Raw genomic sequence first — 12,643 nt, forward strand, 5'->3', positions numbered from 1 at the left:
CTTATTATTTTCAGCATATCACAAATTCGAATCAGTTTGGATAACAAACAACACAAACGTTTGAGTGGAGTTATACTCATACAAAAATTTGTGTTTTATAAGTCCGCAGGCTTGCTGTACTCCTTTATTTCAGAATATTTAGGGAATGCCATAACAAGCGTAGTATTTTCCCCCACTTTACTATCAACATGAAGCTTGCCAAAATGGTATTTTACAATCTGCTTTACATAAGATAGCCCGATTCCCCAACTGTAGTTGGTATTTTTATCTGTGTAAAAAGGTTCAAAGATACGATTAATTTTTGACTTTTCAATACCAATACCGTTATCATCCACACGAATGGCACACCAATAGGAATCGTTTTTTAAGCTTATTTCAATTTTACCTTGAGCTGCTCTTTCACTGGCAAGGATTGCATCTACCGCATTGATAAGAATGTTATAAAGTGCTTCGCTTAAATAGTCCAAGTCTGCGAGAATCACACTATCAAGAGCTATGTTTACCTTGCACTCAATATCTCCGATTTTTTTCTGTGCTTTTTTTAACGACAGTTCTACAACTTGTGAGAGATTGCACGGCACAAGCACCATAGAATTGTATTTGAAAACTTTGTACAAGGCCTCTATTCTAGAGAGCATATTCTCGTTAATGCGGTTTAAATCTTCTATATTATTGCTTATAACTTCAAGGTCGGCTTGTTTCTCTTGCAGCTGCTGTGTCATTTGACGCAGCAGAATTTTTTCTGCAAAAAGCTGATTTTTCATACCGTGAATAAACACGCGAGTACCCATATTCGCGGTGTCCAGCTGACGCTCCAAAGATATCTCACTGCGGTTTTCTGCTAAATTTACTTTGGCATATTGAAAAAGCGCAATAAGCCCCACAATAATGAAAAACAAAAATAAACCAATTACAAAAACCCAGGCATTCAAAGAAAAACGCAGCCGATAAATTTGAGTTCCGAAATTAAGTAAATCATAACTTTCAGACGAAAATATGTTTACCGGGTTTAGTCTGCCAAAAAACACGAAGTAAACAATTAAATTTAGTACAAACAAGATGATGTAGCGAAGCTGCTTTTTTACCCACCGAATGTTATGGCTTAAGTATTCTTTTGCCAAAAAAATCATCGACACAGTAATATAAATTGCAGTGCATGCCCGCCCTAAAAAGTTAACCGTCATACGTCCGTTGTAGCTTTGCATGCGAAAGAGGAAAGGGTCAAGCAATACAATACTGCACAAAGGCCATAAAAAAAGCACCGCACTAAGCCACCATTTTTTCTTTAATATCCCTCGCAGATCAAGCGAAAACATTAAAACAAAAAAAACAAACATGTATTTACCAATGGTAAACAGTCTCGCAACGGCATCCAATGTAAGCGTGGAATACTGAATAGTTTCTTGAATGGAGGTAGTTAGAAAAAACAAAATTTGTTCGTTATAAGCAAGCCCGCCCATTTTAGAATAAAAGAACATTAGACCGACGTTGACTAAGGCAAACCCTAAAAAGAGCCCGGTTAGCCATATTGCTTCTTTTTGCCGGTTGAGCAATACAAAAACAATCAGCGAAACTGCCATTAAAATCAACGCCAAAATAATCATACTTACACCACTTTCGTAAAATAAAAATGTCTTACCGTTTATTTTGCCCTTTATTTTACATAAATCGGCGTAATATAAGCACAACTTGAATTTGTTTGGCGAATTTCTGCATGATAAATATCACATTCTGAGCTTTTCGCTTTATCTGTTAGGTTAATATTTAATTTGTATTGAGTTTCGGGCACAGCATGATATACTTTAAAGGTTTGAGAATTGTATGGTTTCATCGGGCAAGTATAGCCTTGCTGCAGCAGCTGTTCTATAGTGAATTCAAAGCATTTTCCGTTTATGCATCCCTTCAGTTTGGTATTAACGCTTCCGTCAATTTCCAAAACAATGGCAGAAGTAGAGGGGTGCAGTGTTGAAACATTTTTAACTGTTTGGCAAATCCATTCCACTTTTTGCAGGGATTTCTGCAACACCTTATTGGTGATTTGATTTACGCTGTCATCTGCTTTCATATCTTTGGAAGGTGCCAAAACACTTCTTCCGCGGAAGCATTTTTCTACATCAACAATATCGCCATTTTCAACCTCGGCACTTCCGTTCCAAGTATAAAGGTCGGTGTTGTTGCCCCACCCCATTTCGATACGAACCTTGTATCTGCCCATAGGGTTTACTTCGTCCAGCATTTCGCCATTGATAATTTTGATTGGTTTAAGGTTTTTAAAAAGCACGATTTTATCAATAAAATGGCATGCCTCTACGTTTAAATTTATAACGCGCGGCTGGTTGCCTGCAGCTATTATGCTGCCAAAAGGCTCTCCGTTTACTGTAAAGTTGCATTTGATTTTATCACCGGTAACAGCATAAGTGCGGCGTGCACAAATGGCGTTATAGATGCTGTCTCTTGTTTTTTCTTCGCAAAGAACTGCCATTTTGCAGTCTCCGTACGATCCGGGGTAGCCTGCATGGTGGTCGGTAGAACCTACAAATCCAAATTGATGCCCTTGCTTAAGCCCTTCATATACGGTATTGTGAGTATCGCGTACACCCATATTGTGGTAATAGGGGTAAAGTGATTTATCGTTCATGCTGCAGCCATGCTTGGAGCATACCTCTACAACAGGGCTGATACTACTGTCGAAGCTATTCCAATCAATACCGCGATACCCAGGAGTGTAAGCAATATGGTGGGGTATCATAATGGCGCGATAAGCCGAAAGCTTTTTTAGCAGTTCTTTTGGGTTTTTCGCGTAAAGAAGTTCTATATCATCATCGGGCGAAACTAAATGATAATCACCAATACCGCTTGTATGCATTTCGTAGCTGTAAAAAGTTGCAAACTCCCCTTCTTTGTTGTAACTTTTTATGGTTTCTTTAATTTCAGGCCAATGTGCAGCCAGTTTTTGAAATCCATTCTTATGAAACTCAATCAAAAACTCGGTTTCATTGTTTTTTTCGGGAATATCGGGCCACATTGCATGCCCTGTCACCGCACAAAAATCTAAATGCTCTCTTGCTGCGCTTAATGCATTCTCCAAACTGCCAAAACCATATGTAATCCCGCAATGATTATGAATATCACCCCATAATAATCTCATCCTCGTTCTCCCTTCCAACTTGTTTATAAACTTTTATACTTTATATTACACATCAATAAACTAAGGAATTCAAGTATGATTTTTTATCATACTTAGCAGGTTTCAGGCATCAAAAGCATACTAAATTGTTAAAAAGGTATGAAAAAAAATCCTACTTACCAAACCCTGTGTTTTCGGTATAATAAGACACATCAAAGGGTGACCCTGCTGCTCAATAACCAAAATGAGCAGCCCCGCAAACTCGATTCAGGTAAGTAGGAGGTAAATGTCTTGAGTATCACTTCAAAAGCATCTGTAAAAAAGGCGATTCCCAACAAAATGTATAGTCTAATTTCTCTGGTTGCTGCAATCTCACTATGGGTGTTCATATCCAGTACCAAAGCTCATGTGGTGTTTGCTACCCCAAAAGAGGTTTTTTTAGCATTAAAAGAGCTTTTTGATAGCGGACGTCTGTTTGTTCACATAGGTGCCAGCCTTTCGCGTTCTCTTTCTGGTTTTGGGCTTGCATTTATTTGTTCTCTACCGGTTGCATTTTTAATGGGCTGGTACAAATCTTGCCAGCTGATTTTTGAACCATGGATTAAGTTTGTTAAAAGCATCCCGCCAATTGCCTACATCTCACTTGTAATTGTTGCACAGGGTGTTGGCGAGAGTGCAAAAGTAACGGTTATTTTTGTGGGTTCATTTTTGGTTATGGTCATCAACATTTATCAGGGTGTTAAAAACGTAGATGTCACCATGATAAAAGCAGCGCAGGTTTTGGGTGCAAAAGATTTTACGATTTTTACCAAGATTGTATTGCCTGCATCGCTCCCATTTATTTTGGTTGGTATGCGTTTGGGCCTTGCATCTTCGCTTACCACGCTGATTGCAGCGGAACTTACCGGTGCTCAGGTTGGACTTGGACAAATGATTCAGGAAGCCAGTATGTACTTTAGAATGGACATTGTTTTGGCGGGAATTATAATTATTGGTATTATAGGCACTATTTTAGATCAGATTGTATCTTTCCTTGAAAGGAGACTCACCTCATGGCAAGAAACACGCAGTATGTAAATCAAGCTTCATCAACGACAACTTTAAAACCCAAAGTAGAAATTCGCGATGTAAAAAAAATATACCAGTCATCACGCGGTGATGTTGTGGCTTTGAATGGATTTAACCTTGATATCACCGAAAACGAATTTATTTGTGTCGTAGGTCCTTCCGGCTGCGGCAAATCCACAATCCTCAATATTCTGGCAGGATTGGATACAGCAAGCTCCGGTACAATTTATGTAGACGGTGAGCCCATTCAAGGGCCAAGCCCCGAACGCGGAGTTGTTTTTCAGCAATATGCGCTCTTTCCTTGGTTAACAGTAAAAAAGAATGTGGAATTTGGTTTAAAGCTTAAGGGATTATCGAAACAAGAGATTTCAGAAACAGCAGACCATTACATCAAAATGGTTGGGTTGGAAGATTTCAAAAACTCGTACCCCAAAGAGCTCTCCGGCGGTATGAAACAGCGTGTGGCAATTGCCCGTGCTTATGCAATGAAACCAAAGCTTTTGCTAATGGACGAGCCGTTTGGTGCATTGGATGCGCAAACCCGCACCCAACTGCAGTCTGAACTGCTGAAAACATGGGAAGATGAACGCAAAACTTGCTTTTTTATTACACATGACGTAGACGAAGCAGTAATACTTGCGCAACGCGTCATTATTATGAGTGCAAGACCAGGACGTATCAAAAATATTATTGACATTGATATTCCCTATCCCAGAACACAAGAAACTAAGTTAGACCCACGCTATATTGAGTTAAAAAATTTGATTTGGTCTCAGGTTTACAACGAATATCTCGAACAACGCAAATAAATTTGTACCCTTCCGGTTAAAGATAGTTTTAATCGGTGCAAAAATAAAATATTATGGAGGAAAAATCAATGCGCAAAGTTTTGTCCGTATTATTGACAGCTGCTATGGTTAGCACACTTCTAATCGGCTGCGGAGCCGACAAGAGTTCTTCTGCACCTGCAACCGAAAGTTCTACCGCTCCTGCAGAAACATCATCCTCTGCCGCTGAAGAAAAGCCTGTTGAAACGGTAAAAATCCGCGTTGCCCACCATGCAGGTTTGTCAGGCTCAATCATACCCGGTATTGACAGCATTGAAGGCAATAACTTCTTTAAATCAGAGGGGTTGGATGTAGAGTGGGTGAAGTTTACGTCCGGTCCTCCCGAGGTTGCAGCAATGGTTTCCGGTGACATTCAGTTTGGTTATATCGGCCATGGCGCACATACCTTGGCAGCAGAAAACAAAATCAATATCATTTCACTGAACCACTTAGGTAATTCTGAAAAAATTCTTGTTCGAAAAGATTCCGGAATCAGCAAAATCGAGGATTTGAAAGGCAAAGTTGTTGCTACTCAGCTCGGTACATCGGGCGAAGTAATTTTGAACCTTGCTTTGAGCAGAGCAGGAATGACCAAAGATGATATTAAGATTATGAACATGGATATGGCAGGCGCTGTTACCGCATTTATTGCAAAACAGGTTGATGCAATTGCTTGCTGGGATGTTCACACAACCAATGTTATGGATAACGTAGGTGCTGACAATGTCTCTATCCTTGCAACTACCGATGACTTCTCTGATGAATCTGCTTTTCCTGCCAGCTGGACAGTTACCCCAGAATATGCAGAGAAAAACCCTGATGTTGTAGTTCGTTTCATCCGTGCACTTAATAAATGCTACGACTACAGAGGCGCTAATCTTGATGAAAGCATCAAAGGTGCTGCTAAATTTGCCGGTACAGAATACGAAACATTTAATAAAACAAAAAATGATGCAAAAAACTTTTCATCTACACAACTTAAAGAATTGCTGAACAACGGCGGACTCAAAGCCATCTATCAGCTTCAACTTGATTACTTCATTAAAGAAGGAAAAGTAAAAGAGGGTAATGTAGATACTTATGTGAGAACCGATTTGATGGAAAAAGCTTTTGCAGAATAATTAAAAGCAAAATAAAGCAAAAGGTGCCTTTGGTATTGACAAAGGTACCTTTTTGTGTATGTATATTACATATAAGTTTATGCATCTATGCAAAAGAGCTTATAATAAAGTGCTATAATTATATAGTATAAAAGGGGGTGTATGGGTGAAACCAAAAATCCGCATTTTAATTGCTGAAGATTTTCCGATTATTCGTTCTAATTTCATTCAAATGGTTAATCAATGTGACGATATGGAGGTTGTGGGTGCCGCAGCAACCGGAAAAGAAATTGTAGAATTGGCACGCACGGTTCCTGCCGACATCATATTAATGGATATGGAAATGGAGAAAATAAACTCCGGCGTCGAAGCTGCGGAATTAATTGCTAAAGAAGATATTGATATTGATGTAATTTTTCTTACCATTCATGAAACCGATGATTTTATTTTTTCTGCACTTTCTTGTGGTGCGGTGGATTATATTGTAAAAACGGAACCGAATGATATTATTTTGGAGCATATTCGCAATGCATATAACGGAGCACCGTCTCTTGCCCCGCAAATTCAAAATCGGGTACGAACAGAATTCAGCCGCCTAAAGCGTTCGGAGCAAAGTCTGCTTTATTTTGTAAACAATATTACCTCTCTTACTCCGGCAGAAAAAGACCTGATACATCTGCTGTTGGAAAATAAAAAAGTCTCTGAAATTGCACAAATTCGCTCGGTCGAGGTTGTTACAGTAAAAACGCAAATCCAGGGTTTGCTGCGTAAATTCCAATGCAAAAGAACGAAAGATATTGTACAAATGCTTCGCGAACTGGGGCTAGAAAAACTGTTCTAATAAAAAAAGCTTAGACTTATAAGTCTAAGCTTTTTTTATTAATACGGCTGCTGAGCCGCGTTTTGATTTGTAATAATTAATGCATTAGAATGCCTTTGCAAAAGTGAAACAGGAAACTGAGCTGTTACTTCACCAAATGCAGCTTGGCGAATAACCGCCCTATGCCAATCGCGGAATACACCGAGGCGAATTTTTTTGGCTGACAATATCTCTTTCATACCAATGGTAACACAGTGTGTGGGCATAGCAGCAATTGCACCGTTTAAGTCTCCCACTGCGTTAATGGTACGGGTTTCACGCGAAATTTGAAGCGTACGCGTAGGCAGTTGGGCAAACTCATCGGCAGAAATATCCTGCGGCTCATTAAAAGCAACATGACCGTTAATACCAATACCTCCAAAACAGATATCTACACCTCCCAGTTTTTCAATCATCTGCGGAATATGGCTAAGACAATTGGGATCGGGGAAAATACGCTGCTCTTTCGGCATAATCAGCTCAGGATTAATTTGAGAATAAACGGCACGGTTCATAAATCCTCGAAAACTCAATTTATGCTCTTGCTCTATCCATTGCTTATGCTCATCTAAATACTCATCCATATTGATAAACCAAACGTTTTTAAGGCTAATATTTTCGCGATTTACCAAACGAACAAAAATTGGATACTGCCCTACCGGGCCTACGGGACAAATAAAAACCGTATTTTTGCCATCACGATTGTTTTGCTGGATAGTGTGAACCATCTCCAACGCCAGTTCATAAAAAACTTCTCCAGAATCACCCAACTTTAGAATTGGAATTTTAGCATTCCGCTCCAAGTCAGCAGCAGGTATGTTAAAATACTGATACATTCCTTTGCCTCCCGATTATTATAATCAATATTCCTATTTACATTATAACAGTCAAACGATAACAAACAAAGTATGAAAAAACCTCATACCAACCCACATATATTGCGGTTTTGGTAAAATTCTTCATCGTACGGCTTATATATTTTTAAATTGTGCACTGCTTTCGCGTTTGATTAGCGTGAACGGAATGTCAATTTTAATAGGGGTGGTGTGCCCTCCTTCAATGCGGTCGAGCAATATTTTTACTGTAAATCGCCCTAAATCCTCACGAGGAATATTAATGCTGGTAAGCATTGGAGAGCAATATTGGCTCATTTCAATGTTGTCAATACTTATCACAGACATATCCTTCGGGATTTCAACACCGTTTTCTTGAAGCGATTTGATTACCCCAATTGCAGTGATGTCATTCGCGCAGAACAGGGCGGTGGGGTGCTGGGCGGCCTGCAGCAGTTTTATACCGCTTTGGTACCCCCCTTTAATAGATTGATGTGTATTGAAAATATGATGATACTCAATGGGCAATTTAAGTTCTTTCATTGCATCATAGTAGCCACGATAACGTGCTTCTTCCGATTGTTCTCCGATATAGCCGATGCGTGTATGGCCAAGCTGATAAAGGTGTTTTATAGCAGTTTTTGCAGCCTCATATCCATCGCAAATCACCTGGTCACAACTGTTATCTTTTAAACTGTTCAGCCCAACAAAAATGATATTTTTACATTGCTTTTTTAAGTTTTGCAATAAATTTTTAGAGCATCGCCCCATTACAATAACACCGTCTACATCTTGAATTTTTAATGCAGACGATGTCTTTTTCTGCTCAAATGCAGGAAAAATTCCTGTTACCTTACATTTGTTTTGCGCACATTCCTGCTCTATAATCCGGAATAATTCTGAAAAAAATTGGCCGGATTCTCTATCGCATGTCCGAGCAAAAATGCAAGCAAGAGAAATTGCTTTTGGGGGCGATTTTTGCGTACCTCCCATTTTTAAGCCTTGTGCATAGCTGTTTGGTATATAGCCTGTTTCATGTACCATTTGCCAAATTTTATTTGCTACAGCAGCACTTGCCGCATGATTGTTATTACCGTTTACCACTCTGGAAACAGTGGAAACAGAAACTCCGCACCGCTTTGCCAGCTCTTTCAGTGTCATTGCTGTCTCCTCCAACTATTATTTTATTAATTTTATTATAACACAAGTCACGCAAATTTCGGCCTATTTCAACGCAAACGTTTGTGTAATTTTTTATCATTTATTTGCTATATATATGGTATTCTTAAAGCATGTAAACTGCAATTATTACGGAGGAATCGGCCATGGTACATCAACGCAAATCCACTAGTTTATTTTTTGACTGTGCATACGGTATAAGCGGTGATATGACACTGGGCGCATTGCTCAATTTGGGTGTCCCACTCGACTTGCTGCGCCATGAACTTAGTAAACTGCCGATAGGCGGTTACAAGCTGCTTACGCGGGAAGTTGAACGATACGGGGTATACACCTGCAAACTGGATGTAATTCTGGATTGGAGTCATTGTGATAATCAATGTGACCGTACGCTAAAAGAAATTTTAATAATGATTGAAAACAGCCAACTTTCTTCTTTAGTTAAGCAATGGTCTTCTCAATTATTGCTGGTGCTTGCTCAAGCCGAAGCTGCCGCTCATCAAATCCCGTTATATGAGGTATGTTTTCATGAAAAAGGTGCTGTAGATACCATTATTGATTTTGTAGGAACTGCAATTTGCGTGGAGTACTTAGCACCCACACGTATTCTTTCAACTCCTTTAAATGATGGAATCGGCTTTATAAAGTGCCGTTGCGGAATTATACCTGTTCCTGTACCTGCGGTTAAAGAAATTACTATGAACTATGCCATCCCCGTAAGCAGCCTAAAAATTGAAAGCGAATTGGTTACCCCAACGGGCGCAGCAATTGCAGCGGTCTTCTTTTCGCAGTATCTGCCTACACCGCCCCACAACCATAACGTACTTAAAATCGGTGCAGGCTCGGGTGATTATGATTATGGTACCGGTGGATACCTTAAATGCTCAATGATTGAAAGCTGACTGTACAAACAGTTAGTACGGCTGCTCTTTGGACATGTTAAGTTCAGTTGACAAAATTCCCGTTTTACTTGGTGGATATCATTAGAATTTACCTCTATAATAGTAGCATAAGCAATTCAAAATTGATAAGAGGTTGGTGATGATATTGTCATTGGGTGAAAAATTGCTGGATTTACGTAAAAAATCAGGATTTTCTCAAGAAGAAGTTGCAGAAAAACTAAATGTTTCGCGGCAAACCGTGAGTAAGTGGGAAACAGACCAAACCACCCCTGATTTAGTAAAGGCAAAACTTTTAAGCGAACTCTACCATGTCAGTTACAATTATTTAATATGCGAAAGCCCTATCAGCGGAGATTTGACCAGTATTGAAATGATTGTTGACGAAATTGACTGGACAAGTGCCTGGAGCAAAAAATATCCCATTTTATCAACCTACCAGGGTATAAAAGGGATAGAAATCTACCGTGAGCAAATTTCAAAGATGTACGATACCTTCAAGAAAGAGTATCAATTTAGCGATGCAGATACTGCTTTGGTATTAAAAGATATTCTTTATCAAAAATACAGAATGTCAAAAAAGAAAAAATAATCGTGTTATAGCGAATTTATAAATCATTATCAAAAAAGCAGGATGGTTTTTCAAAAACATCCTGCTTTTATTTTTATAGCCATAAATAGTACAAAAATGATTGCATTTAACCGTTGTTATTTTTATAAGCTGTTTGTGCTGCCTCTTGCACAATATCGAAAGATACATTATTTACCCGTGCAGCGTTTTTCACATCAGAAAACTCTGGTTTCTGCTTTTGAACACCATACCCACTTGCTTTTTTGATGCGAACAGCACCATATGGTGTTTCAACCGTATCAAAATCGTACTTTAAAATGGTACGCGAACACATTTTTTTGCGTACACCCAGTGTTGTTGTATGTTTCAAAATCAGTTCAGATAGTTTCTGTGCATCCAGAGGACGGCACAGGCAGGTGAGCATGACTGCCGGTCTGCCCTTTTTCATATATATCGGCGCAGTAAATGCATCCAGTGCCCCCTCTTCCATCAAAATCTCAACCGCACAGCTAATTGCTTCCCCTGTCATATCATCTAAATTGCAGCTTAGCTCTGCAATTTCGTCGGCACCTGTACCGGTTTCGCCTAAATGAGCTCGCACACAGTTGGCAACGGCAAAATCTTTTTTACCCATCCCGTAACCTGTTTTTTCTACGCAGATGACAGGCATTGTACCAAAACGTGTAGCAAAATGCTTCAGCAATGCTGCGCCCGTAGGGGTACATAGTTCTGCATTGATTTCTCCGCCGTAAATGGGGACTCCTGTTAAAATTTCGGCGGTTGCAGGTGCAGGTACGGGTAAGATACCATGCGCACATTTTACCTGCCCGCTGCCCACGTGGATGGGAGACACAACAACTTCATCGGGCGAAAGTAATTCCATCAACAAGCAGCAGCCCACCACATCCGCAACAGCATCTTTTGAGCCAACTTCGTGGAAATGCACTTGCTCGACTGGCTTGCCATGCGCTTTGGCTTCTGCCTGTGCAATCAGGTTGTAAACTGCCAAAGCGTCAGCTTTCACTTTGTCGGAAAGCGGGAGATTGGATATCATGTCTGTAATTTCATCCATGCCCGCGTGATGATGCTCATGGGCATGGCCGTGATTGTGTTCATGCTCGTGATGATGGTGCTCATGTTCGTGCATGTGACCATGCGTATGGCTATGGGCGTGCTCAGCGCAGCCTAAACTTACATCATAGCTGTGTTCTTCTTCACCGTTGACCAAAACCTCTATCGAACTTCCTTTAATTCCGCATTTTTCAGCGGATTTATGGGTGAGTTTCACCCCTTGTATACCTAGAGAATTCATCGTATCAATAAAACATTGGGGACGGTCGTACAATTCCAACAACGCCGCCATGAGCATATCACCTGCTGCACCCATATTGCATTCTAAAAATAACGTTTTCATACTGCCCCTCCTATATGGTTAATCATACTTGCAAGATACCCTGCGCCAAAGCCATTGTCGATATTGACCACACTTACACCGCTTGCACAAGAATTCAGCATAGAAAGCAGTGCAGAAACGCCCCCAAAACTTGCACCATAACCGATACTGGTTGGCACAGCAATGACAGGGCAATCTACCAAACCACCTACCACGCTAGCAAGGGCGCCCTCCATACCCGCAACGGCAATTACCACTTTTGCCTGCATCAATACATCCAAATTTGCCAATAGACGGTGCAAACCTGCAACTCCCACATCGTACAAGCGTTCCACCTCATTGCCAAGCACTTCGGCAGTGAGAGCTGCCTCCTCAGCCACGGCAAGGTCGCTTGTTCCGCCTGTTGCAACCACAATCTTACCTTGCGCGGTAACCTCTTTGCACCTGCCTACAATACCTATTTTGGGTATAGGGTGATAATCCAATGCAATACTCTCTTGAACAAATTCAGCGGCATCCCCGCTCATCCGCGTAATAAGTATATTTTCGGCGCCGCGATCTGACATTGCTTTTACAATCCCCAAAATCTGTTCAGGGGTTTTACCCTGCCCGTATATCACTTCAGGAACGCCCTGGCGAATACCGCGGTGATGGTCTATTTTTGCATAGCCCAAATCTTCAAACGGGCTTAATTTTAGTTTTAAAAGCGCCTCTTCGGGCGCGGCAGTGCCGTCTTTTACTTGATGAAGCAATTCAAGAATTTGATGCTTATCCATAATATCCTCCT

12 protein-coding genes are annotated in these 12,643 nt (G+C 40.4%); 6 read left to right on the top strand and 6 right to left on the bottom strand.

From position 1 onward, the window contains the following. Positions 1–95 precede the first annotated feature (95 nt). A complete protein-coding gene (locus EDD70_RS09060; protein WP_092750875.1) occupies positions 96–1,604 on the bottom strand; it encodes a sensor histidine kinase in 1,509 nt (502 codons plus the stop codon). Between the two features lie 50 nt (positions 1,605–1,654). Beyond that, on the bottom strand, positions 1,655–3,148 hold the full coding sequence (locus EDD70_RS09065) for a CehA/McbA family metallohydrolase domain-containing protein (RefSeq protein ID WP_092750873.1): 1,494 nt from the start codon (positions 3,146–3,148) through the stop codon (positions 1,655–1,657). A gap of 270 nt (positions 3,149–3,418) precedes the next feature. Here EDD70_RS09065 and EDD70_RS09070 point away from each other — a divergent pair, with 270 nt between their 5' ends. The 4 genes from EDD70_RS09070 (at position 3,419) to EDD70_RS09085 (ending at position 6,963) form a co-directional block, all read left to right on the top strand. Beyond that, on the top strand, positions 3,419–4,204 hold the full coding sequence (locus EDD70_RS09070) for an ABC transporter permease (protein ID WP_242943052.1): 786 nt from the start codon (positions 3,419–3,421) through the stop codon (positions 4,202–4,204). Beyond that, complete coding sequence (locus EDD70_RS09075) at positions 4,180–5,004, top strand: ABC transporter ATP-binding protein (protein ID WP_092750871.1); 825 nt, start codon at positions 4,180–4,182, stop codon at positions 5,002–5,004. The genes EDD70_RS09070 and EDD70_RS09075 overlap by 25 nt, the downstream gene beginning before the upstream one ends. Positions 5,005–5,072: 68 nt before the next feature. After that, complete coding sequence (locus EDD70_RS09080; protein WP_162840758.1) at positions 5,073–6,143, top strand: aliphatic sulfonate ABC transporter substrate-binding protein; 1,071 nt, start codon at positions 5,073–5,075, stop codon at positions 6,141–6,143. Positions 6,144–6,288: 145 nt separating this feature from the next. Beyond that, the gene (locus EDD70_RS09085; RefSeq protein WP_092750867.1) at positions 6,289–6,963 is read left to right on the top strand and encodes a response regulator transcription factor; all 675 of its coding nucleotides are present in this window, start codon (positions 6,289–6,291) and stop codon (positions 6,961–6,963) included. 38 nt (positions 6,964–7,001) lie between these two features. Here the strand turns inward: EDD70_RS09085 and EDD70_RS09090 are convergent, their stop codons facing one another. Together EDD70_RS09090 and EDD70_RS09095 are read right to left on the bottom strand one after the other, a co-directional pair. Continuing rightward, the gene (locus EDD70_RS09090; protein ID WP_092750865.1) at positions 7,002–7,817 is read right to left on the bottom strand and encodes a sugar phosphate isomerase family; all 816 of its coding nucleotides are present in this window, start codon (positions 7,815–7,817) and stop codon (positions 7,002–7,004) included. A gap of 135 nt (positions 7,818–7,952) precedes the next feature. Then, positions 7,953–8,975: a LacI family DNA-binding transcriptional regulator gene (locus EDD70_RS09095; protein WP_092750863.1), complete on the bottom strand. Its 1,023-nt coding sequence runs from the start codon at positions 8,973–8,975 to the stop codon at positions 7,953–7,955. Positions 8,976–9,139: 164 nt separating this feature from the next. Here EDD70_RS09095 and larC (EDD70_RS09100) point away from each other — a divergent pair, with 164 nt between their 5' ends. Continuing rightward, entirely contained in the window at positions 9,140–9,895 is a 756-nt protein-coding gene (larC, locus tag EDD70_RS09100) for a nickel pincer cofactor biosynthesis protein LarC (protein WP_092750861.1), read from the top strand. 145 nt (positions 9,896–10,040) lie between these two features. Then, positions 10,041–10,484: a helix-turn-helix domain-containing protein gene (locus tag EDD70_RS09105; RefSeq protein WP_092754375.1), complete on the top strand. Its 444-nt coding sequence runs from the start codon at positions 10,041–10,043 to the stop codon at positions 10,482–10,484. Positions 10,485–10,590: 106 nt separating this feature from the next. Here EDD70_RS09105 and larC (EDD70_RS09110) read toward each other — a convergent pair whose 3' ends face one another. Then, the gene (gene larC, locus EDD70_RS09110; protein WP_092750859.1) at positions 10,591–11,877 is read right to left on the bottom strand and encodes a nickel pincer cofactor biosynthesis protein LarC; all 1,287 of its coding nucleotides are present in this window, start codon (positions 11,875–11,877) and stop codon (positions 10,591–10,593) included. Then, complete coding sequence (larB, locus tag EDD70_RS09115) at positions 11,874–12,632, bottom strand: nickel pincer cofactor biosynthesis protein LarB (RefSeq protein WP_092750857.1); 759 nt, start codon at positions 12,630–12,632, stop codon at positions 11,874–11,876. The genes larC (EDD70_RS09110) and larB overlap by 4 nt, the downstream gene beginning before the upstream one ends. Positions 12,633–12,643 lie beyond the last annotated feature (11 nt).

It is taken from the genome of Hydrogenoanaerobacterium saccharovorans (assembly GCF_003814745.1).
GTDB classification, from domain to species: Bacteria; Bacillota; Clostridia; order Oscillospirales; family Ruminococcaceae; genus Hydrogenoanaerobacterium; species Hydrogenoanaerobacterium saccharovorans.